We start from the raw sequence: 23776 nt of genomic DNA, 5'->3' as shown, positions 1-23776 counted from the left end.
TACCTCTTTTCAGATGGTGATTCGGCTCGAATGGCGAAGCCATCCGAGATACAGCGGAAGAGCCGTACGGACAACCGCACGCGGCAGGCCAGTGGCATGCGGGCACGCCCAGGGAACGGACGGGATAGCGACGTGACCCGCCATGGCATGCGCGAGATCGCGGCCGGCCGCAATGGCGAGCGCAACGCCGTGCCCGTTCCACGCGCCGACATGCCAGAAGCGGCGATCAGCATCGAGCGCCTTGACGACGGGCCATTCGTTCAGCGTGCAGCCGAGCAGCCCGTGCCATACGGCATCGGCCGTCAGCGAGGGCAGAGACGGAAAGAAGAGCGCCAGTTGTCCGGGAAGATCCGGCGCGCTCTGTGCGCGCAGATCGAGGTCGATCTTTTCGTCGCGCGCGTAGCGATAACCGCCGCCGATCAACACGCGGCCATCAGCCAGAGGCCGCAGAAAGTTGAACATCGGCCGCGCGTCGTACAAACCGTGACCCTGACGCCAGCCGATGACGTCACGCTCGGCGGCAGAGAGCGGACGCGTCACCGCGGCAAACGCCGCGACGGGCAGAACGCTCCGTCGAAACGCGCCCAGACCCTCGATCCCGCCGATGCCGCCGTCGACCGCGAACACAACCCGCGAAGCGCCGATCGTGCCCGTACGAACATGCAGCGTGCCGGTGTCACGCGCAAAACGCGAAACCCGCGTGTTTTCGAAGATACGCACGCCGCGCTCGAGCGCGGCGCGCTTCAGGCCGATGCACAGCCGCCCGGGATTCAGCAACCGGGCCGGGAACGCAATCGCGTTGCGTATCCGTCGCGAATCCGGCAGTGATGCGCGGATCTCATCCGCGCCGAGCAACGGCACGTCGAAGCCGAGCGCGCGATAGGCTGCGGCGCGCCTTTCGAGTGTCATCGCGTCGGCGTCACGCAGGGCGACCTGCCACTGGCCCGCAGTGTGCATATCGCAGTCGATGGCGCAGGTGTTCACCAGACTGGCCGTCAACGCCACGGCGTCGAGCGAATACGCGTAGGCCGCATGCGCGAAATCAGGCCCCGGCGAGCGCATCTGTCGCTCGATCGCTGGACCGACCCGCGGCGCGCATTGACCGGAGTTCAGCCCGCTCGCGCCGTACCCGATACGGCCGGCCTCGAGCAGCGCGACGTCGAGCCGTGGCTCCGCCATCTTGAGATGGAGCGCGGTCGAGAGCCCGGCCAGACCACCACCCACGATGGCGATTTCGCAGGTCATGTCGCCGGCTGCCGCGGGCGCGGCTTCGTCGAGTGGAAAGGGAAGCCAGACGGTCGAGGGCGCGCTCACCACCTGGCGCCCCGGAAACAGCATGACGGAAGCCACTAGATCGCTCTCGTCAAACGAAGGAATTGCCACAGTCCGCTGGCGGTCGCGCCGTTCTGAAATGCGATGTACTCAGGCTGAATGAGATCGGGCGCCCATTTGAGCTTGTATTGCAGCTGCGCTTCAGCGGGATAGATGAAGCTGCCGTGCCGCGCCAGTTGCCGGAACGTCCACGCCGTCGCACGGCTGTGCGCGCCCACGATTTCGTGTTCGTCGGCAAGCGATGTGAGCGGCGTGAAGCCGAAATTCAGCATTCCCGCGCCTTCCGCCTTAAAGCGCTCGATGGCCGTGATGTTGATCAACTCCATCACGCCCGTCGTCGCATCGGGCTTGCGCCGGGTAAGGTCGTGCATCCAGCCCATGTGCCGGCCGAAGCTCGCCGTGTAGAGAACGTAGGCCACCGTCACGTCGTTTTGCATCGCCACGAACAGACGCTTGACCGAGCGGTCGAGGCGATCGAGCACGCCCACTTCGCCGATGAGAAAGGCCAGTTCCTTTGCGCCCTTGTCCTTGATCCATTCGCGGTCGATGGCAGCGATCGCGTCCCGGATCTCCGGGGTCACAGGCACGTCAGCGCCAAGTTCGAGCACGCAGACGTGACTGCGGCGCGCGCGCGATATCTTGTTGCGCAGCTTGATGAACGGCGTGCCTGAAATCCTGAAGCGATCAAGACTCACGCTGTACGACGCACCGATCTGGTTGACCCGGAATCCGCGACTCGCGAACAGGACTGCGTCGTCGCGAAGCATCTGGACTGCGACAACCTTGCGCCGCTCCCGGCGCGCCCAGTCGAGAAACTGGTCGAGCAACGCAGCGCGCTGCCGGGGCGCGGCCGTGATGCCCGCGACCATCACCAGATGATGACGACCCGCTGGCCGGTACGCAATCAGCCCGTCGATATTGGGCGCGCGAAACCGCAAGGTCTCCTGATTGACGGCCAGCAACGCCGACGGATGGTCCGCATGGCGCCGCAGCACGTCGACTGGATCGTTCGACGCCCGAACGTCAAGCACTTCAGCGGGCACATTATGTTGCATCTCGACCTCCTCGCCGTGTCGTGGAGGCATTGACGTAGGCCGTTCTGAAATGCACGAACGCGGGATGAGCGGCCGGCTCGAAGCTCACGCCAAAGGGCTTCAGGAAATTGCCGAACAGCGCGCGATCGCCGCACAGGTGGACCGGTATGGCGAGCAACGCCCATTCGGGCCGGACGAGCCATGCCCACAGCGCCGCGACCAGCAATCCGGAGACCGCGCTGTGCGTGCTGTTGTACAGCACATAGAACACACGGTGAATCCGTCTGCCACGTGCGCGCCGGTGAGCGAACGCGCCAGGTACGTATCCGATGACATCGATATAGGCGAACAGGAGCACGAATGCCCACCAGCGGATCTGCGTCAGATGAGCGACGCACAGCCCGACACAGATCACGAGCGCCACCCCGTTTTCCAGCCGCAGCAGCCGGTATGTCGCGGGCGTTTCAAAAAGGTTCTGCTGGTCCATGGCGCCCTCTTCAGTCCGTCTGCTGCATGAGCTGTCCAAGCTTCGGGTGCGCCGCCACCACAAGCTTCGTCATGAGCGCCTGCAGTTCGGGATCGAGATAACGTACGAACGATGGCTGCATGGACGGTCGTGTCAGCATTCGCATGTACCAGGAACGCAGATGTGGATGCGATTCGAACGTCATCAGATCGCCGAGGCCCACGTGCTCCGCGCGCATCACATAAGGCAACGCGGCAAGATCGGCGAGACTGCAGGCCGGCCCGGCGAGCCACGCATGGGCGTCCGCGAGCTGTGCTTCCATGCGCATGAAGAATGCGCGATGCCGGTCAATACAGTCCCGCAGTTCCGGCGCATCGAGTCCGTGCTCCAGCACGCTACGGCGCCACGTGCGCACCGACGCATCAGGTATCGCCTGCAGCAGGGCGTTGACCGCCCCGGACGGCTGCTGCAACAGCAGCGGACGCGCCAGCACCGCCCACGTCACAACACCCGATGCGTGGTGCAGTTCGCGGTCGATCCAGTGGTTCCATTGCCGCGCGGCATAACGATGCGCAGGCGCGACGGGCATCAACGGGTATTGCGGAAACGCTTCGTCGAGGTATTCGCAGATGAACCACGACTCGGTCAATACAAGCCCGTTGTGTTCGAGCACCGGTACTTCCGCCCGCCCGTTCAGACGACGGAAGGCTTCGCTGCAATGCTCGCCGGCAAGGAGATCCACGATGCGATCGCTCCATTCGAGCTGCTTCTCGGCGAGTGCGAGCCGGACCTTCTGCGATGCAACGGAAAATGGCGAATGATGAAGAATGAACATAGAGGTCGTTTATTTCCAGAGTTACCAGACGAGCGGAACCAGCCGCTTCACGCGGCCGCAATAGGTGATGTACTGCGCGCCGAACGTCTGCAGCATCAAACTTTCTTCATAGCGGATGCGTCGTACAAAAGCGGCCAGTAGCAGCACACCGGCCAGCGCGGCGGAGACCGGTGCATGCATCGCGAGCAGCATGCCGGTGTAGAGGAACCACGCACCCGTGTAGCTCGGGTGACGCATCAGGCGATACGGACCGCTCGAAATCACCTGCTGGCCTGACTGCACGCGCACGTGCCAGGTGAAGAAGCGTCCGAGCTCCGCAACGGCCCATGCGCGCAGTAGCGCGCCGGCGATAGCAATCGCGAACGCGGCGATGGCAAGCGTGTCCCAGATCATGCTTGCCGGATAACGCCACACCAGACATTCGACCACCCCGCCCAGCAACGTCAGATATACCGTCCATACGAGTTGCTTCGCGGTGCCTCGATCCTCGGGCGGCGCATCGCGATCGAGCGGGCTATAGGCAGGCTGTGTCAGTGAAGCGAGCAGTCCGGCCCCCACCATCGCCCAGAGCTTCGGCGAAGCGAGCGCGGCGGGCTGAAGAACCGCGGCAGGCACGAGAAAGACAAGCGTCACCGCGACGAGTCCCGTCATGAATTTGCGAATCATGGGAAGCTCCGTGTCACGCGGTAGCGGGCAGGGACTGCAACCCGCGAAACACCACGGTGCCAGGCAGCCAGCGTGGATTGTCGATCTCCGGTTTGAGATCCGGCAGGCGTTCGAAAATCGTTTGCAATGCGACCTCCGTTTCCACCTGGCCGAGTTGCGCGCCAAGGCAGTAGTGCGGACCACCGCCGAACGAAAGCGGGTAGCTGTTCCTGCGCGAGATGTCGAAACTTTCGGCCTCCGGCCACGCCGCCGAATCGCGGTTCGCCGACGCCACGATGCACAGGATCGTTTCGCCAGCCTTGATCGACGCCCCCGCGACCTCGATGTCCTCGCGTGCCTGGCGCGGCGTCATCTGCACGGCCGAATCGTAGCGAACCATCTCGGTGACCGCGTCGGGCAGCAGTGCCATGTCGCTTTTCAGCGCGCGAAGCTGGTCCGGGTGCCGGTACAGCGCAAGTAGTCCATTGCCGATCGTGTTCACCGTCGTCTCCTGACCGCCGACGAACATCATCCGCAGGTTGTCTATCGTCTCGGCGCGCGTTATCAGACCGTCCGCTTCGGCCGCAATGAGCAGCGACGTCAGATCGTCACCGGGCTCGCGCCGACGCAATTCGATCAGCCATTGAAAATACGCATGAGCTTCGTTGACGGCCCTGTTCTGTTCGAACAGTTCCAGGGGACTCAATGGCGCGGGCTCGAGCGCGCGCGAACCGTTGGCACTGCGCCGGCTGAACTTCGGCCAGTCCTGTTCGGGAATGCCGATCAGGTGGCAGATCACCGCGCTTGGCAAGGGAAAAGCAAGATCCAGCATCACGTCGAATGCCGTCTTTTTGAGCGCCGCGTCGACCAGATCGCTCATCACCGACCGCATGAACGGTCGCATCGCCTCGATCCGCTTATGGGAGAAACCACGTGCCACCGCATTGCGCACGCGCAGGTGATCTTCGCCATCTTTCATCACCATCATGTTGCGGGCCGATGCGTACACTGGCTGATCGACGATGCCCGGGCCGAGCCGCTTCGACATGTTTTCGAAGTAGAAGTACCCGCGCCCGAAATGGGCGTCCTTCAGCATGAACGAGACTTCGCTGTGCCGGCTGGCAATCCATACGCCATGGGGCGAGCGATACATCGGCGCGTGCTCGCGTAGCTGCGCATAGACGTGATAGGGATTGCGCACGTGCAGGGGATGAGGAACAAGCGGATCGAACGCGGGGGCAAAAGCGGCCGTGTCCGGAGAAAGCGCTGACATGAAAATCTCCTGGAAAAAGGGGCGAACCGGTTCAGGCGGAAAGCGGCGTTTCGTGCCGCGCGTCGCGGGCCGTAGCCGTATGGGCGAAACGCGGGTTAATCCATTGCGCGACGACCTGAAGACGGCCTTCGAGGAACTGCTCGCGACAAGGACGGCGCGACAGCTTGCCGCTCGTTGTCTTGGGAATGCTGCCATTGGCAATCAGAACGATCGCGTAGGGCTGGATGCCGTGATGCCTGTAGATGGCGTCGCGCATGCAGGCGGCGATCTCATCCGCGCGAAGCGCATCGCGCCGGTTGATTTCCTGCGCAAGCACGAGGTGATCCTCATTGCCGGCGGTGATGCCAAACGCGATGCCGCACCCCGGGCGCATCGCCTCGTGGCACCGGTCGACGGTACGTTCGATATCGTGCGGATAGTGATTGACGCCGCGAATGATGATCAGGTCCTTGAGACGGCCGCTGACATACAGTTCGCCCTCATGCATGAACCCGAGGTCGCCCGTCTTCAGGTAGGCATCCGCGCGGTTGCGCATGCGGGCACCGAATACCTCGGCAGTCAAGGACGGGCGCTCCCAATATCCCGCTGTCACTGACGGCCCCGCGACCCAGATTTCGCCGATGCATCCATCGGCACACTCGAGTGCCGTGTCCGGATCGACGATGCGCACGTCGAGACCGGTTGCTGGCCTGCCGCAACTGACCAGTTCGCGCGCCGGCGTATCGAGCGGTGTGCCCACCTGTGCGATGGCCCGCGCGTCGTTCGCGTAGGCGACGCTGTCGATCGACAGCGTGCGGGGCGGTTCGTCGCGCCGCTTGCCCGTCACGAAGAGCGTGGTCTCCGCCATGCCATAGCAGGGATAGAACGCACTGCGCCGGAACCCGTACGGTCCGAAGCGTTCGGCGAAACGGTTCAACGTGTCGGCCCGCACAGGCTCAGCGCCGGAATACGCCAGCTCCCAGCTCGACAGATCCAGTGTTTCGAGCGTTTCGTCCGGAACCTTGTCGACACACAACTCGTAAGCGAAATTGGGCGCGCCGCTCAGGGTGCAACGTCGCTTCGACAATTCACTGAGCCATCGCTCCGGGCGGCGCAGGAAAGCGGCCGGCGCCATGAAGCTGACCGGCACGCCCGCGCAGAATGACCCCATCATCGCTCCGATCAGCCCCATGTCGTGATAGGGCGGCAGCCAGGTCAGATGGTGATCGCCGGGTCTGAACTGCAGATGCAATGCGATCAGGTAGACGTTGTGCAGCAGATTGCCGTGCGTGACCTTGACGCCTTTCGGCGCGCCCGTGGAACCCGACGTGTATTGCAGGATCGCGAGCTGATCTCGACCTGTATGCGGATCGCGCCATTCGTCTTCGCGCCCCCCGACAGCGAGATCGATATCGGTCGCGAACCAGCGCAACCGGGCGAGCGGTCCGGCCTCGTCGTCCAGCTGGGTGAGCGTTGCGGCTGTCGTCAGCGCGGCGCTCGCGCCGCAATCGTGTGCGACGGCAGCAAGGCGGTCTCGCAGACGTGGGTTCAGCGGCGGGTACGCGGGCACGCCCGTCATGCCGGCATACAGGCAGCCGAACAGCGCGCACAGATAGTCGAGCCCCGCTGGGTAAAGCAGCAGTACGCGGTCGCCCGGTTTGCACGAGGTTTGCAGCAGCGCGGCAATCTGCCTCGCTCGCTGATCGAAGCGCAGGTAAGTGATCGACTGGTCTTCGGGCTGCGAGCCCGAATAGTCGATGTAGGTAAACGGCCGGCCAGCCGGGTTCGCATGCGCGTGGCCGCGCGCGATTTCGACGAGGTTCGAACTGCCGTACGGTGCGGCCGGAACCAGAAGCTGGAGCGGTGGGTTCGACGCGGTCATGGGAATCTCCTTGAAACGGATAGGTCGATGCACGGCTCAGGCGAGTGGCAGTGCGCGTTGCGCGGTGAACCCGATGAAGCGTTGCCACTGGTCTTCCGCGAGCGGCCGGCCGAAGCTTTGGAGCCCCGCCAGGGCGAAACCGTGCTTGCGTGCGAGTTGCCGTTGCCGCGAGATCTCCCGCACATCCAGCGTGTTGCCGATGCTCACGTTCTCGAAACGTCCTTCGAGTGCGAGCAGCATCGTTTCGGCCATGCACGCGAACGCCGTGCCGGGCGCGATGCCATACGGACCAATCCGCGAGGAACCCGGCAACGCGATGATTCCGCCGTCGATCACGAGTACGTCGGGACGGCGATCGACAATCGAAGCCGGAATGGAGCGCGGCCGCGATATGTCGCACACGATGGTTCCCGGCCGCAGCAGGGCTTCGTCAATGACGTCGCCGGGAAAACTGGTTGCCGCGAGCGCGACGTCCGCCTCGCCAAGTACCCGGATGTCGCCTGTGAGCATGAGCGTCTCCTGCTCTTCCAGCTGTGCGATCAAGGCATCGGTGTCGGGTTGACCCGAAGCGACGTTCATGTGCGCCGCGGCGCGCCTGATCTGTGCGGCAACAGAATCGGGGAGAACGATTTCGTCGCATGTCGAAAGCGCTCCCTCGACGATCATGCGTGCCACTGCAAGAAGCCGGGCGCGCCCGATCTGACGTGCGTGCGCCGGATTGCCGATCAGCAACATTCGCGCGGCACGGCGCGACAAAAGAACCGCCATGCACGATCCAATCGCACCCGCCGCGCCGATGACCGCCGCCGTACTCGCGTCCCACGGACGGCCCGTGCGGTGCATGACGTCGTCGAGTGCTTCGACGCCTGCGGCGACGGTGTAAGAGTTGCCCGATGTCAACGCAACGTCCGGATTCAGCAATTGCGCGCCGCCGCCGCTGACCACGGACGTATAGGCACCGAGGCCGACTATCCGCGCGCCGCGTTCGAACGCGAGCCTGATGCCGCGCTTCAGCACCGCGATGGCCTCGTGCTGGGAAAGCTGACGCAACTGCGCCGCCGTGTGACTGATCATGATGAAATCGCCCCGCGCTTTCGCACCTGCCGGCGACTCGATCCGCGCGCTGGAGCCGACGACGGGATCGATCAGGCCGTCCATGCTTGCCGCGAACTCCGCCAGTTCATCCGCGTTCAGGCTGTTCAGGCCGGGGTCATAGTCGGCATAGCTCTGCGCGTCGAGCGGGTGAATCAGAAACCCGAAGCGATGTTCGTCTGCCGCACCGCGCGAAAGGAGAAGCGGCGGCGTGACTTCGGTGATCGCGGGCAACCCGGCTGTCTCAGCCTTGCCGGCCACCCCGACTGCCATGCATGCGGGCGCCTCGCGCCGCAGCAGCGCACGATAGAACCTGCCGGTATCGCGGCTCGCCAGCACGCTCAACGCGCGTTCGAGCGCATCGGCCGCCCTGTCGCAATGCTCGCGCGTCGCCGTCAGCGGCGGCTGGACGCGCAGTACGTCTCCACGATTGAGCGTCGGCGCGAAGCGGATGCGCTCGACGTTCAGCAGGTAGCTCGCGACAAACTGAGCCAGTTCGCTCTCCTGCGCGGCGATGCCGAGGAAATTCTCCGGCCAGCGAGCGCGATCCGCACTCAGCCGGATACCCAGCATGAATCCTTGTCCGCGGATCTCTTCGATCAAAAACGGAAAGCGCGCGCGCATCGCCTCCAGTCGCTGCTTCAGATATGCGCCTTCGACGCGCACGTGACACAGTAATTCGCCTCCGTTGCGCGTGAGCCGCTCCAGCGTGGCGAGCCCGACGCGCGACGCCAGCGCGTTGCCCGCAAACGTCGACGAGTGTTTTAAAGCGAACTTCTCGCTGTATGCGGCCTCGGTACACAGCACTGCGCCGACCGGTACTAGGCCACCACCCAGCGCCTTCGACAGCAGGAGGATGTCTGGGCGCACGCCTTCGTACTCGCAGGCGAACATCGCACCGGTACGCCCGAGTCCGGTCTGTACTTCATCGACAATCAGCAAGACCCCATGCCGCCGGCAAATTGTCTCGACCGCGGCCAGATACCCTTTCGGCGGCACGTGAACACCGCCCTCGCCCTGGATGGGTTCGACGATGAACGCGGCATGGACGCCTGGCCGGGAAGCGAGATGCTGGTCGAGCGCGGCGGCGTTGCCGTACTCGATATGGTCGAATCCTGCCAGCGGCAAGCCGAAATGCGATTGATAGTCCGACTTTCCCGTGGCCGATAATGCGCCGAACGTCTTGCCGTGGAAGGCATTCTTCGTCGAGAGGATGTGCGTTCGCCCCGTGGCGTGACGGGCCATCTTGAGCGCGGCTTCCACCGACTCCGCGCCGCTGTTCGTGAACGTCACATATCGAAGCCCGGGCGGTGCCAGTTGTATCAACCGCTCTGCGAGAAGTCCAGCCGACACGAGACAGGATGGCTGCGCGAAAACCGGCTCCGCATCGGCGCGCAGCGCGTCGACCGCCTTCCAGATATCCTCGGGATGGTGGCCGAACGGAACAGCGCCGTATTGCGCCAGGAAGTCGAGATATGCTTCGCCTTCCTGGTCGTAAAGATACGCACCATCGGCGCGCACGAACGACCTGTCCATGTGGATCTGCGCGAGCTTTTTAGCCAGCCAGGGATTCACGAAAGACTCAAACGCGCTTGCGGAACCTGAACCGGATTTCGGTGCCTGCTGCAGTTCGACCAGCGCACTGACCAGTTCGGTCGATTCGGTTACGTATTCAAGAAAGTCGACCGGGATCGAAATCTCAAGCCATCGTTCCAGCGAGCTGAGCAACTCGGCACCCGACAGCGAGTCGATACCCAGATCAGCCAGACTGGCCGTTTCGCCTTGCCATACAGCGTTGAAATGCGCTCGTGTATAGGCGATCAACCATGCAGTTATTTCCCGCTCTGTCTTTATTGACACTGAACCATCCATTTTCTGAATCAGGCGAATCAAGCCGCGCCTCGAAGGCGTTTCAAATTCCAGATCCTCGTTCCTTCCGTCTCAACCAGTCGAAACATCAACGGGATATTATTAGCGTTACTAAGCAATATGGGCGTGATGTAGGACTTCGATGCGGTCAAGATTAACTGCTAGCCACGTCGCCCGTAAATCAGATGGTTGAATCTGGATCAAGGTTTTGGAGATTACAAAACAGGCTATCCAAAACAAATGAAAATGAGGCGCTTCTTATGAATATCGGCTTATTTAAGAGATTCGAGGTGCGGTCTGCGAGACAAAAAGGAGGGAGGCGGGAAAGACGTTGCGGGCGCGCTGGGTGTCCACGCACGAAAAAACACCCTGGGAGCCAGACTGGCTCACAGGGTGTTCGAAGCTGCCCGGATCGCAACGAGAAGCGCTGCGATCCGGGTTGTGACGCATGCGCCGCGTTTTCGCGACGCTATCATCTGACCAGGTAGCGTTACTTGCCGCCCACGCTTTGCAGCGTCGTCCACTTGCCGTCGACAACCTTGTACAGCGTGATGCCGCCGTTCTTCAGGTCACCCTTGCTGTCGTAAGCGAGGTCTTTCGACGTCACCGCCGGCATCGACGTTTGCGCGAGCATCGGCAGATACTTGGCCGGATCCGTCGAGTTCGCCTTCTTCATCGCGTTGAACAACGCCATGGCGCCGTCGTACGCGTACGGCGAATACGTCTGCACGTCTTCGTTGAAGCGCTTCTTGTACCTCGCGACGTAGTCCTTGCCGCCCGGCATTTCGTCCAGCGGCAGGCCAGCCAGCGACGCCACCGTGCCGTTCGCCGAGTCACCCGCGATCTTCAGGAACGTGTCCGTCTTGACCATTTCGCCAGCCATCAGCGGCGACTTCATGCCCAGCGTCTTCATCTGCTTGACCATCGGTGCCGCCTGCGAATCCGCGCCGCCGTAATAGATCAGGTCCGGGTTCGCCGCCTTCAGCTTCGTCAGGATCGACTTGAAGTCGACGGCCTTGTCGTTCGTGTACTCGCGCGCGATGATCGTCGCGCCCGATGCCTTCGCGGCCTTCTCGAACTGGTCAGCCAGACCCTGGCCGTAGGCGGTGCGGTCGTCGACGATCGCGATCTTCTTCATGCCGAGCGACTTCACGGCGAACGTGCCGGCCACCGAACCTTGCTGCGTGTCGGAGGTCATCATGCGGAACGTCGTCTTGAAGCCTTGCTGCGTGTACTCGGGCGCCGTCGCCATCGCGATTTCCGGAATGCCCGCGTTCGCGTAGATGCGCGAAGCCGGGATCGTCGTACCCGAGTTGAAGTGGCCGAGCATGCCCTTGATGCCGTCGTCGACGAGCTTCTGCGCGACCGTCGTGCCGGTGCGCGGGTCAGCCTGGTCGTCGGCCGAGTCGAGCACGAAGCGCACCGCCTTGCCGCCGATTACCGGCTTCGTCGCGTTCTCTTCTTCCACCGCCAGCGTGATGCCGTTCTGGAAGTCCTTGCCGTAGTGCGCCTGCGCGCCCGTCATCGGACCGGCAAAGCCGATCTTCACGTCTTCAGCCGTTTGTGCCTGCGCGGTCCCCGCCAGCGACATGACCGCGACGAGCGTCGCAGCTGTCAGCCCTTTCATCGTGTGTTGCATAGCTTCTCCTTTGGTACCAGGTGTGAGTGGAGCGGCATCGGGGTCGCCGTGACGCTTCCATTTTTTTGAATTGATCGTCGAGGTTCGCTCAGCCAATCGTCATCAAATTCGCATTGCCGCCTGCTGCTGCCGTATTTACGCTGACCGAACGTTCCGTCAACAGACGTTCAAGCGCGTAATCCTCATCGCCGCTTTCCAGCGCGCGTGCCGCCACGCCCTGCACCGATACGATCGGCCCCGGCCGTTTCGCGACTTCCTTCACCAGCGCGAGCAGTTCGTCGCTGTCGCCTTCGAAAAGCACTGCATCGAAAGCGGCCTCGGCGCTCTTCTTCACGCTCGCGTGTTGCTTCAATCCGGCAGGCAATGCAGCCACCAGCTGCTCGCCTGCCGCGCCTTCGAAAAGCGCGCGGTTTCCTGTCGCCAGCACCGCGGCAAACTGCGCGCGGGCGCCGCCTGACGTCGACGGCACGCACAGCACGGTGCCGCGTGCGCCGAGCGTGTACGTGTTGCGCTCGCCAGTCGGCCCCGGCAACACGGCCGTCGCGCCAGCCAGCACGTACGACAGGTAACCATCGCAGCGCGCGGCGAGCGTCGCCTCGCCTTCGCCGATCAGCCAGTCGCGCAATGCCGTCAACATGGCTGCCGGATTGTCCCCCATTCCATCCATTTTTTGGGATGACTGCGGCGCATCCACCACAAGCGCCGCGGCGAGCGACTTCGGCAAGCCCGCCGGACGCTTGGCCAGCAGGCGCTGCAGATACAACGCGCCGCCCGCCTTCGGTCCCGTGCCCGACAGGCCTTCGCCGCCGAACGGCTGCACGCCGACCACCGCGCCGATCACGTTGCGGTTCACATAGATATTGCCGACGTGCGCGCGGCCGATCACATGCGCGATCGTTTCGTCGATCCGCGTGTGGACGCCAAGCGTGAGCCCGTAGCCCGTCGTGCGGATCTGGTCGAGCAGCTTGTCGAGCGCGCTGCGGCGATAACGCACCACGTGCAGCACCGGGCCGAACACTTCGCGCTTCAGTTCGTCGATGCTGTCGAGTTCGATCAGCGTCGGCGGCACGAACGTGCCGGCGGCGCAGCCTTCCGGCATCGGCAGCTGCACGACCTTGCGGCCCTTCTCGCGCATCGCGGCGATGTGCGCGTCGATGCCGCGCTTTGCATCGGTGTCGATCACCGGGCCGACGTCGATCGACAGACGATCCGGATTGCCTACCGCGAGTTCGCCCATCGCGCCCGTCAGCATTTCGAGCGTGCGGTCGGCAACATCGTCCTGCAGACAGAGAACACGCAGCGCCGAACACCGCTGGCCGGCGGAGTCGAACGACGACTGCAGCACGTCGGCGACGACCTGCTCCGCGAGCGCCGACGAATCGACGATCATCGCGTTCTGGCCACCGGTTTCGGCGATCAGCGGAATCGGCTTGCCGTCGGCGTCGAGACGCGACGACAGCGTCCTGTTGATGAGGCGCGCAACTTCGGTCGAGCCGGTGAACATCACGGCACGCGTGCGCGCATCGGCGACGAGCGCGGCGCCCACCGTTTCGCCGTCGCCCGGCAGCAGTTGCACGGCGCCCGTCGGCACGCCGGCTTCGCGCAGGATGCGCACGGCCTGCGCGGCGATCAGCGGCGTCTGTTCAGCCGGCTTCGCGAGCACGGTGTTGCCGGCCGCGAGCGCCGCCGCAACCTGACCCATGAAAATCGCCAGCGGGAAATTCCACGGGCTGATGCACACCACCGGACCGAGCGGGCGATGCGTGTCGTTCGAGAACTCGTTGCGGATCTGCGTGGAGTAATAGCGCAGGAAGTCGATCGCTTCGCGGATTTCCGCGACGGCGTTAGGCAACGATTTGCCCGCTTCGCGCACGACGAGACCCATCAGCGTATGCATCTGCGCTTCGAGCAGGTCGGCGGCACGCGCGAGACAATCGGCGCGCGCCTCGACGGGCGTCGCCTGCCAGATCGGCGCGGCGGCAACCGCATGCGCGAGCGCGGCGCTCACGTGTTCGGCGGTCGCCTCGACCACCGTGCCGACGAGGTCACGCTGATCGGCTGGATTGCGCACGTCGCGCGCGGCGCCGTCGGCGATGTCGTTGTCGGCGAGCATGGGCGCCGCGCGCCACGGATGATGCGCGCTCGCCAGCAACGCCGACGACAGCGACGCCAGCCGATGTTCGTTCGACAGATCGAGCCCCATCGAATTGAGACGCTCGGCGCCGAACAGGTGACGCGGCAGCGGAATCTTCGCGTGCGGTGCGCCGAGCGGCGTGATCTTCGACGCTTGGTCGATTGGATCGGCGACGAGATCCTTGATCGCGACGGTTTCATCGGCGATGCGGTTCACGAACGACGTGTTCGCGCCGTTCTCGAGCAGCCGGCGCACGAGATACGCGAGCAGCGTTTCGTGCGTGCCGACCGGCGCGTACACGCGGCACGGACGGTTCAGCTTTCCAGCGGACAGCGGGCCGGTGACTTCCTCGTACAGCGGCTCGCCCATGCCGTGCAGGCACTGGAACTCGTACTGGCCGGGATAGTAGTTCTGGCCGGCCAGGTGATAGATCGCCGAGAGCGTGTGCGCGTTGTGCGTCGCGAACTGCGGATAGACGGCATCCGGCGCGCCGAGCAGCTTTTTCGCGCAGGCGAGATACGAGACATCTGTATAGATCTTGCGCGTGTAGACCGGATAGCCTTCGAGGCCATCGACCTGCGCGCGCTTGATTTCGGTATCCCAGTACGCGCCCTTCACGAGGCGGACCATGATGCGGTGACGGCTGCGGCGCGCGAGATCGATCAGGTAATCGATCACGAACGGGCAGCGCTTCTGATACGCCTGGACCACGAAGCCGATGCCGTTCCAGCCGGCCAGCTCCGGATCGAAGCACAGCGCTTCGAGCAGGTCGAGCGAGATTTCGAGGCGGTCGGCTTCTTCGGCGTCGATGTTCAGGCCGATGTCGTAACGGCGCGCGAGGATCGCAAGCGCGCGCACGCGCGGCAGCAACTCGCTCATCGAGCGTTCCTGCTGCGAGCGCGAGTAGCGCGCGTGCAGTGCCGACAGCTTGATCGAGATGCCCGGGCCTTCGTAGATGCCGCGCCCGCCTGCGGCCTTGCCAATTGCGTGGATCGCCTGCTCGTACGATGCGTAATAGCGCTGTGCGTCGGCTTCGGTCGTCGCGGCTTCGCCGAGCATGTCGTACGAGTAACGGAAGCCCCGCGCCTCGAACTTGCGGCTGTTGGCCAGCGCTTCGGAAATGTTCTCGCCGGTGACGAACTGTTCGCCCATCAGGCGCATCGCCATGTCGACGCCCTTTCTGATCAGCGGCTCACCGCCCTTGCCGATCAGCCGCGTCAGCGCCGACGAAAGACCCGTCTCGCTGTTGGTCGTCACCAGCTTGCCGGTGATCATCAGGCCCCACGTCGCGGCGTTGACGAAGAGCGACGGCGCCTGGCCGACGTGCGAGCGCCAGTCGCCCTTGCTGATCTTGTCGCGGATCAGCGCGTCGCGCGTGGCGCGATCGGGAATGCGCAGCAGCGCCTCGGCGAGGCACATCAGCGCGACGCCTTCCTGGCTCGACAGCGAGAATTCGTGGATCAGTCCTTCGACGCCGCCACCCTTGCTCTTGGTGCGCAACGCTTCGACGAGCTTGCCGGCCAGCGCCTCCACGTCGCCCGCGAGATTCGCGGGCAGACGCGCCTGACCCAGCAGGAATGGCACGCACTCCGGCTCCGGACGGCGATACGCCGCCGTGATCGCCGCGCGCAGCACCGACTGCGGCTGCACGCTCTGCGCGAATTCGAGGAACGGATGCGAGGCGCTCTCTTCGTCGGAATCGACGATGGCGCTCCCGGCCAGATCGACCACGCCGTTCAGGCCCGACAGCTCGGCGGGCAGTTGACCCTGCTCGATCTTCTCCAGATACGCGAAGATCGCCTGCTTGATCAGCCAGTGCGGCGTGCGCTCTAGACGTGTGGCGGCATCTTTCAGCCGGGAACGGAGGAGGTCGTCAACTTTGACGCCAAGGGTAGTGCTCGCCATGTTTCCTTCGAATGCCGATTTGACCATCGGCGAAAGACTAGAAAGTTGGCGAATCGTACCCCTTCAATTAAAAAGGTGCAACCGCATGTGGGAAAAGGTTGCACCTCTCGCAAGCCCTTGTGCCACCTGGGTTTGCGCCGGGTCTCGGCAAACCGGATGCGCCCGGTTGCGATCAGTATTTTCCCTGGCCAGATTCTTTTCGTCGCGACCCTTATCGAATCCTGCGCCGCGCCGATATACAGGCATACGCCGCAAAACAGGCGTCTTGCTCACAGGGAAGGTAGTGGAAATGGAAAAGTGGATGGTGGTGACCGGAATCTGGACGATGTGCGCGCTGTGTGCGGTGTTTTTTATTCGCGGCGCATCGTATCCAGCGGCAAAACGGATCGAAACGGCACGCGTGGACGCACGTGGCGAGCAATCGGCGGAAAACGCGCCCTGAGTGACGCGCGAGCCGGCGTCGTTCAGCGAGAAATGCGGGCGGGCGTTGGGTCGAACTGGCTGCAGGTGTCGGCGGGCGAGACGAGCTGGTCGTGCAGGCGACACAGCCGGCTCGCCGCCACGCTCGCGCCGAAACCCGAACTGAAGACGGTGAGGCCTGGAATGCTTTGCTCAAGAGAATGCCGGTCGTCGGCGCGGTGCCGGCATCCGGCGCAACACCGGCTTGCGTCGCGCAGCGCGGCGGTTTCCGGCGCGCCGCGCGCGAACGTCGAGGTGCCGTCTGGCTTCACGGTCACTGTCCCAGGCTATTCCAGTACGATGCGAACACGTGCGCGGACAGCACGTAGCCGATGGCGATATTGACTACCACGCCCGCCGTGAACACGAGGAACGGCTTCAGGCCGGTCGCCGCCAGCGAGCGCAGGCGCGTGGTCAGTCCGATGCTCAAAAAGCAGAAGATGAACGCCCACGTGCGCAGCGCGGTGATCGGCCCGACGAATTCCGGCGTCACGACCTTGCGGTAATCCGCGAGCGAATAGTGGCTGGCAATCCAGGTCACGAGCGCCGACGCGATCACGAAACCAATCACGAATTTCGGAAAGCGCGCCCAGATTTCGCGGGCGTCGGCGCGGGATTTGACGTTGTTGTCTTCGGATTCCCAGCGCGTCGTCGCGACGATCGCGAGCAGGAACGCCCAGATGCCTATCCAGATGTCGCGGCCCACCACCTTCATCAGCGTGAATGCCTGCAACGCCGCGTCCGGTGCGCCCGCGATCGCGCCGCCCGCGCTCTTCGCGAAGTCGCCGTAGGCCTGCGCGGCGGCGATGCCGGCTGCATCGGCGAATTCCGAGGTGCCGATCCACGCGCCCGCGACGCCGGTCGGCAGGCCGAGCGAGCGTGACGCGAACGGCAGCACGAAGATCATCACGATCGCCCACAGGATCACGAGCGTGATCGCCACGGACGCCTGCTCACGCTTCGCGCGCACCGCACCCGCGATCGCAATCGCCGCCGACACGCCGCACACCGCGCCGCCCACGCCGAGCACCGCCGCGAAACGCCGGTCGAGGCCGAACGCCTTGCCCACGAAGAAGATCACGAAGAACGTGATCAGCGAGACGATCGTCGCCTGGCCGACCGCGACCGGCCCGGCCCACACGAGCAGCGTGAACGGCAGCGTCGCGCCGAGCAGCACGATGCCGACCTTGATGTAAAACTCGACGCGCAGCCCGGCAGCGAACCACTCCGGCAGACGGAACACATTCGAGATCACGAGCCCGAGCGCAAGCGCGACGAGCGGCGGTTCGAGGTTGTACTTCGCCGCGCTGGTCCACGCGCCAAGCTCGAAAATCAGCACCGACACGACGAACAGAACCAGAAACGCCGGCAGGAAGTGCGCGACGTTCTGTTTGAGTCCGGCAAGGCTGACGCTGAACAGCACGGCAAACAGGACGAACAACGCAGCGTAATTCGGCAGATGCCTGACGATATCCGTACCGGCGGCGCCGACGCTCGCCCATTTGGCGGGTGCAACCGCAAGCCACTTGATGCTGCCGCCGGACGCGAACAGCGCCCACGCGATCACGATCACGAAGAGGCCAATCCAGACGGCCCACCAGTCTTCGGTTGAAAAGAGACCGCCGCCGCCGCGCGTCGTGCGCTCGATACGTTCGGTACCGTCCGCCGGCGCGGGCTGCGCGCCCGCCGGCAGGCTGTGGTTTGTATCGCTCATCGCAAAGCCCCGGAAGTTGAGGTGCGTCGGCGCAGGGGTGGGTCGGGTTCGAATTGTTGTGAAAATTGCGCCGATTGGGCGAAATATAGTTGAGCGGCATCCGAAAACGAAACGACCTTTCGCTCTATCGATATAACCGGACGGGATTTGCCCACGGTGCGCCGGATCGGCCGGCCACGCGAGCCGCGTCAGATGTCGAGTGGATCGACTTCGAGGTTCCAGCGCAGCACGCCCTTGAGCGTGCGCAGCATCGGCTGCCACGCATGCAGCGTCGCCTGGAGCGCGCCGCGCGATGCGCTTTCGATCAACAACTGCGCGCGATGCACGTGCATCACCTTGACGATGGTCAGCGGCACCGCGTCGTAGACGCTCACGCGTTCGGCCGCGGGAATCGTCGATAGCTGCGCGGCGGCCTGCTGCAAGAACGCGAGCGCCGCTTCGAGCGTGCGGCCCTCGGCGCGCAGCAGCGCCTGGTAGACGAACGGCGGCAGATGGGCGTCGCGGCGCTCGCCAAGCTGCGACTTCGCGAAGCCGACGTAATCGTGGCGCGCGAGCGCGTGATACAGCGCGTGACGCGGATAGCGCGTCTGCACGAGCACTTCGCCCGGCAGGCCGGCGCGGCCGGCGCGGCCGCTCACCTGCATCAGCTGGGCGAAAAGCCGCTCGCTCGCGCGAAAGTCGTGGGAAAAGAGCGCGGTGTCGGCGTTCACGACGCCCACCAGCGAGACGCGCTGGAAATCATGTCCCTTCGCGATCATCTGCGTGCCGACGAGGATGTCGACTTCGCCCGCGTGTACGTCCGAGAAGAGCGCCTGCGCGCTGCCCTTGCGGCGCGTGCTGTCGGCGTCGATGCGCAGCACGCGCGCGCCCGGCACGACCTCCGCGAGCGTTTCCTCGACGCGTTGCGTGCCGCGTCCCAGCGGCGCGATGTCGACGTTGCCGCAGTCCGGACACGCGCGCGGAATGCGCGACTCCCAGCCGCAATGATGGCAGCGCATCGCGCGCTCTGGCTTGTGCAGCACGACGTACGCGCTGCATCGCGGGCAGCCCGCGACCCAGCCGCATGCGTCGCACGAGAGCACCGGCGCGTAGCCACGCCGGTTGAGAAACACGAGGCTTTGCTCGCCGCGTTCCAGTCGCGATTTCAGCGCCGCGATCAGCGGGCCCGACAGGCCGTCGATCGAAGCGCGTCCGCGCCGATGTTCTTCCTCGAGATCGATGAGTTTGATGGCGGGCAGCACGGCGTCGGCCACCGCGCGGCGCGACAGCGTAAGCCGCGTGTAGCGCCCCTGATCCGCCTGCCACCAGCTTTCGAGCGAAGGCGTCGCGGAGCCGAGCACGACCGGAATGCCGAGCTGCTTCGCGCGATAGATCGCCAGATCGCGCGCCGAGTAGCGCAGCCCTTCCTGCTGCTTGTAAGCCGGATCGTGCTCTTCATCGACGACGATGATCGCCAGCTTCGGCAGCGAAGCCAGCACGGCGAGCCGGGTGCCGAGCACGATCCGCGCGCGGCCCGTGTGGGCGGCAAACCAGTGACGCGCCCGCTCGCCTTCGGCAAGCCCGCTGTGCAGCGTGACGATCGCGCCGGCATCGAGCGCCGCGAAGCGCGCGCGGAACGCCGCTTCGAACTGCGGCGTGAGATTGATTTCGGGGACAAGAACGAGCGCCTGCGCGCGCGGGTCGGCGGCGAGCAGGCCGGCCAGCGCCCGCAGATAGACTTCGGTCTTGCCGCTGCCGGTTACGCCGTGCAGCAGGAACGGCACGAAGCCGTCCGCGTCGCGGATGGCTTCGACGGCGGCCGTCTGTTCGTCGGTGAGCGTCGGTAGCGTCGCGGGCGGCGCGTCGGCGGGTGGCGCGTCGGATGCGGCCGCGCGCACGTCGGCGGCTTCGATCACGTCGCGCTCGACCCAGCCTTCCGCCAGCCAGGCGTCGAGCGTCGCGACGGCCTTCAGATGCAGCGCGCGCGCATCGGCGGCGGATAGCGAGCCGGCTTCGGCCAGCACCCCGGCAAGACGGCGCAACGCGCTGGCGCGCGCCGGCAACGCGTCGGGCAACGCGTCGCGACCCGCCGGCATCAGCCGATAGCGCTCTTCCGGCGCGAGCAGCCGCGCCCAGCGCGTCGCGTCGCGCAGCGCCTGGGGCAGGCCTGGTAACGCGACTTCGCCGATTCCGCGCTGGTAGTAGTCGGCCGCGAATGCCGCCAGCTTGAGCCACGCGGCGGATAGCGGCGGGCACGCCGTGCATGCCGCGTTCACCGCGCGCAACCGGTCGGAGGGCACGTCGCTGCGATCACTCACTTCGCACACGAGGCCAACCGTATCGCGCTTGCCGAATGGCACGCTCACGAGCATGCCGGGCACCGGCGGCGGCTCGATGTCGCACCGGTAGTCGAAGAGCGTCGGCAGGGGATGATCGAGCGCAACGCGCACAAAAACGTCGCTCACGCAGCGCTCACCATGCAAAGCGGGTCAAATCGGGTTAGCCGATCAGGCGAGGTGAAAACGCCGAAGTTAAAGTAAAACCTCACTTTCGACGCCAAGCTTTGGATTCTGCTGAAGAATTGCAATCGGTCCGCCCGGCCTGTGGATAACTTTGTTGAGAACTCTGTCGCGACGGCCCGAAAACGGCGGCCCGCCGTCGTTCCGTGGGCTACCGCACATATCTCGAATAGCCGCTAAAACCCTTGCCAGTCAAGGCTCGGATCAAACTCGCACACAACTTGCAAGCCCAAAACAGCGATGTAACGCTCTACTGCGCCGCAGCGAGACAAATGTGCATAAGTCAAGTCTTGACAATTACGGGATGGCTGCGTGGCGGCCTCGTTACGCCGTCGTCACCCTTACGTCGAGAGCCCACTTCATCGCACCGCAACAAAATTTTCACGCTCGTAGCGTCACGTCGGGACGCCGCCGGCGCGAATGGCACGACTGTGCCGGTGTACCTCGTCGACGAGCTCGGCGACGTGCTCCGGCGGCGTGAACTGCGAGATGCCGTGGCCCAGATTGAAGACGTGGCCCGGATGGTTGCCGAAGCTGTCGAGCACGGCGCGCGCCTCGATCCGGATCGCCGAAGGCGACGCGAACAGCACCGAGGGATCGATATTCCCCTGCAGCGCCACCTTGTCGCCGACGCGCTCGCGCGCCTTCGACAGATTCACGGTCCAGTCGAGTCCGACCGCGTCGACACCCGTCGCGGCGATCTCGTCGAGCCACAGGCCGCCGCCTTTGGTGAACGTGATGACTGGCACCTTCGCGCCGTCGTGTTCGCGCTTGAGCTGGGAGACGACCTGCTGGATGTAGTGCAGCGAGAAGCGCTGATAGATGCCGTCGGCAAGCGCGCCGCCCCACGTATCGAAGATCATCACGGCCTGCGCGCCGGCTTCGATCTGCGCGTTCAGGTAGGCCGCGACCGCCTTCGCGTTCACGTCGAGAATGCGGTGCATCAGGTCAGGGCGCGCATACAGCATCGACTTCACGGTGCGGAAGTCGGCTGACCCACCGCCTTCGACCATATAGCACGCCAGCGTCCACGGGCTGCCCGAAAAGCCGATCAACGGCACGCGCTGCCGGCCCTGCGCGTCGACCAGCGAGCGACGGATCTGGCTGACGGCGTCCGTCACGTAGCGCAGCGTGGCGTCGATATCCGGCACCGCGAGGCGCGCGACGTCGTCTTCCGTGCGCACCGGATGCGCGAACTTCGGGCCTTCGCCCGTCTGGAAGTCGAGGCCGAGACCCATCGCGTCGGGAATCGTCAGGATGTCGGAGAAAAGAATCGCGGCGTCGAGCGGATAGCGGTCGAGCGGTTGCAACGTGACTTCCGTCGCGTAATCGGGATTCTTCGCGAGGCCGAGGAAGCTGCCCGCCCGGCTGCGCGTTGCGTTGTATTCCGGCAGGTAGCGACCTGCCTGCCGCATCAGCCAGATCGGCGTGTATTCGGTCGGCTGGCGCAGGAGCGCGCGCAGGAAAGTGTCGTTCAGAAGAGTATTGACCACGTTGCGGGCGACTGGAGGCAAAGGGGCATTTTACCGGACACCGCCGCCCGCATCGCGCGGGATGCGATGAATAAACGCGGCGGTCTGTTGCGCTCGTGTGCTGGCCCGCGGCGCCGGTCGCGAGCGGTGCCATCCAGTGCCTCACCGGGCGGCAGTCATCTTCTTATCAAGCCCGGATTGCCGGGCTATCATCAACGGCCTTACCCGCGTTTAACTTCCAATAACAGACAAACGAAGGAGACTCGATGAACAAAACCGCCCTCGCATGGACCAGCGCCCTGATCTGCGCCGGCGCGCTGAGCGCCGTGAGCCCGGCGTCCGCCCAGACGAACAGCGCTGTAAGCGCCGCCGCCACGCCACAGGGGTCGCGTCTCGACGAAATCGTCGCGCGCGGCACGCTGCGCGCCTGCACGACCGGCGACTACAAGCCATATTCGTTCTACAAGCCAGACGGCCAGTTCGAGGGCATCGACATCGACATGGCCGAATCGCTCGCGCACTCGCTCGGCGTGAAGGCGGAATTCGTGAAGACGTCGTGGTCGAACCTGATGAACGACTTCGTCGCGAAATGCGATGTCGCGATCGGCGGCGTCTCGACCACACTCGACCGGCAAAAACGCGCGTTCTTCACCGAGCCCTACATGATCGACGGCAAGACGCCGATCGTGCGCTGCGACGACGTCAACAAGTACCAGACCGTCGCGCAGATCGACCAGCCGTCGACGCGTGTGATCGTCAATCCGGGCGGCACCAACGAGCGCTTCGCGAAGCAGTTTTTCCCGCACGCGAACATGACCGTCTATCCGGACAACGTGACGGTGTTCAAGCAGATCCTGGCCGGCAAGGCCGACGTCATGGTCACCGATGCGTCCGAAACCTTGCTGCAGCAAAAGCTCAACCCGGGGTTATGCTCCGTGCATCCGGACAAGCCGTTCCAGTACGGTGAGAAGGCATGGATGGTGCCGCGCGGCGACGTCGTGTTCCAGCAGTACGTCGATCAGTGGCTGCATCTGGCGCGCGCAACCGGCGAATACCAGGCCATTCAGGACAAGTGGCTGAAGTAGCTTCCGGCGACGCCAGCAGATCACGAGGAAAAGTCTGCTGGCGTGGCATTGCGCGATGATCGCGCGCGGCATCGAATGCCGGGAAATCCCCTGCTCCCAACACGCGATAAAAAAGCGCAGTATGGGTAAATCGACAACGTTCGCGGAGTTCGGAATTTCCTACCGGCTAAAGCAATATTTAGAACAGTTCGGATCGGAAAGTAATCCCGCAAAGCCTTGTCTGACGGGCGTTACAACCTGAAACACTTTGTTACCGCGCCAGCAGACTTATTCGCCCACAATGCCCTTCAACGGTTTCAACACGGATGTGGCTGGGTGCGTAGTGTGAGCGGATACGATGCACCGTGCCGGTCGGCTTTTGCCGAAGCCCTGACAAGGGGCATCCCTGCTGGGGCCGTGGTCGGCGTGATGTGCGTCGTCCCACCAGGTTCCTTCATTGGTCTCCTCGCGCTAACCCCGTAGC

15 protein-coding genes are annotated in these 23776 nt (G+C 64.3%); 1 reads left to right on the top strand and 14 read right to left on the bottom strand.

Going from position 1 to position 23776, the window contains the following annotated elements:
- Positions 1-9 precede the first annotated feature (9 nt).
- The 14 genes from BLV45_RS16905 to hemE all read right to left on the bottom strand — a co-directional run bounded on the left by BLV45_RS16905 (position 10) and on the right by hemE (position 22249).
- Positions 10-1350 (bottom strand): NAD(P)/FAD-dependent oxidoreductase, encoded by a 1341-nt coding sequence (locus BLV45_RS16905; protein ID WP_245753332.1) that lies wholly within the window; start codon positions 1348-1350, stop codon positions 10-12.
- On the bottom strand, positions 1350-2387 hold the full coding sequence (locus tag BLV45_RS16900) for a DUF2156 domain-containing protein (RefSeq protein ID WP_090535101.1): 1038 nt from the start codon (positions 2385-2387) through the stop codon (positions 1350-1352). Before BLV45_RS16900 ends, BLV45_RS16905 begins: the two co-directional genes overlap by 1 nt.
- Positions 2377-2853, bottom strand: coding sequence for a hypothetical protein (locus BLV45_RS16895; protein ID WP_090535100.1), 477 nt, complete (start codon positions 2851-2853; stop codon positions 2377-2379). The genes BLV45_RS16900 and BLV45_RS16895 overlap by 11 nt, the downstream gene beginning before the upstream one ends.
- A 10-nt stretch (positions 2854-2863) precedes the next feature.
- Positions 2864-3667 carry a glutathione S-transferase family protein gene (locus BLV45_RS16890; RefSeq protein ID WP_090535099.1) on the bottom strand — a complete coding sequence of 268 codons (804 nt, stop codon included), beginning with the start codon at positions 3665-3667 and terminating at the stop codon, positions 2864-2866.
- Between the two features lie 21 nt (positions 3668-3688).
- Positions 3689-4333, bottom strand: coding sequence for a methyltransferase family protein (locus BLV45_RS16885; RefSeq protein ID WP_090535098.1), 645 nt, complete (start codon positions 4331-4333; stop codon positions 3689-3691).
- Positions 4334-4346: 13 nt separating this feature from the next.
- Positions 4347-5585 carry a cytochrome P450 gene (locus BLV45_RS16880; RefSeq protein ID WP_245753330.1) on the bottom strand — a complete coding sequence of 413 codons (1239 nt, stop codon included), beginning with the start codon at positions 5583-5585 and terminating at the stop codon, positions 4347-4349.
- A 31-nt stretch (positions 5586-5616) separates the two neighbouring features.
- Complete coding sequence (locus BLV45_RS16875) at positions 5617-7446, bottom strand: fatty acyl-AMP ligase (protein WP_090535097.1); 1830 nt, start codon at positions 7444-7446, stop codon at positions 5617-5619.
- Between the two features lie 36 nt (positions 7447-7482).
- Entirely contained in the window at positions 7483-10362 is a 2880-nt protein-coding gene (locus BLV45_RS16870; RefSeq protein ID WP_245753329.1) for an aminotransferase class III-fold pyridoxal phosphate-dependent enzyme, read from the bottom strand.
- Between the two features lie 535 nt (positions 10363-10897).
- Positions 10898-12046 (bottom strand): branched-chain amino acid ABC transporter substrate-binding protein, encoded by a 1149-nt coding sequence (locus BLV45_RS16865; RefSeq protein ID WP_090535096.1) that lies wholly within the window; start codon positions 12044-12046, stop codon positions 10898-10900.
- Between the two features lie 88 nt (positions 12047-12134).
- Positions 12135-16085 carry a trifunctional transcriptional regulator/proline dehydrogenase/L-glutamate gamma-semialdehyde dehydrogenase gene (gene putA, locus BLV45_RS16860; protein WP_090535095.1) on the bottom strand — a complete coding sequence of 1317 codons (3951 nt, stop codon included), beginning with the start codon at positions 16083-16085 and terminating at the stop codon, positions 12135-12137.
- Between the two features lie 464 nt (positions 16086-16549).
- The gene (locus BLV45_RS16855; protein ID WP_245753327.1) at positions 16550-16816 is read right to left on the bottom strand and encodes a hypothetical protein; all 267 of its coding nucleotides are present in this window, start codon (positions 16814-16816) and stop codon (positions 16550-16552) included.
- A gap of 2 nt (positions 16817-16818) precedes the next feature.
- Positions 16819-18258 (bottom strand): YeiH family protein, encoded by a 1440-nt coding sequence (locus BLV45_RS16850; RefSeq protein ID WP_090535094.1) that lies wholly within the window; start codon positions 18256-18258, stop codon positions 16819-16821.
- A 188-nt stretch (positions 18259-18446) separates the two neighbouring features.
- Positions 18447-20702 (bottom strand): primosomal protein N', encoded by a 2256-nt coding sequence (locus BLV45_RS16845; RefSeq protein WP_090535293.1) that lies wholly within the window; start codon positions 20700-20702, stop codon positions 18447-18449.
- Between the two features lie 449 nt (positions 20703-21151).
- Positions 21152-22249 (bottom strand): uroporphyrinogen decarboxylase, encoded by a 1098-nt coding sequence (gene hemE, locus BLV45_RS16840; protein ID WP_090535093.1) that lies wholly within the window; start codon positions 22247-22249, stop codon positions 21152-21154.
- A gap of 245 nt (positions 22250-22494) precedes the next feature.
- Between hemE and BLV45_RS16835 the strand changes: the two genes are divergently transcribed.
- The gene (locus tag BLV45_RS16835) at positions 22495-23313 is read left to right on the top strand and encodes a transporter substrate-binding domain-containing protein (RefSeq protein WP_090535092.1); all 819 of its coding nucleotides are present in this window, start codon (positions 22495-22497) and stop codon (positions 23311-23313) included.
- Positions 23314-23776 lie beyond the last annotated feature (463 nt).

Source organism: Paraburkholderia sartisoli, from assembly GCF_900107685.1.
Taxonomy (GTDB): domain Bacteria; phylum Pseudomonadota; class Gammaproteobacteria; order Burkholderiales; family Burkholderiaceae; genus Paraburkholderia; species Paraburkholderia sartisoli.
Note: the sequence above shows the minus strand (reverse complement) of the source record. Positions and strands in the feature narration are given on the sequence as shown.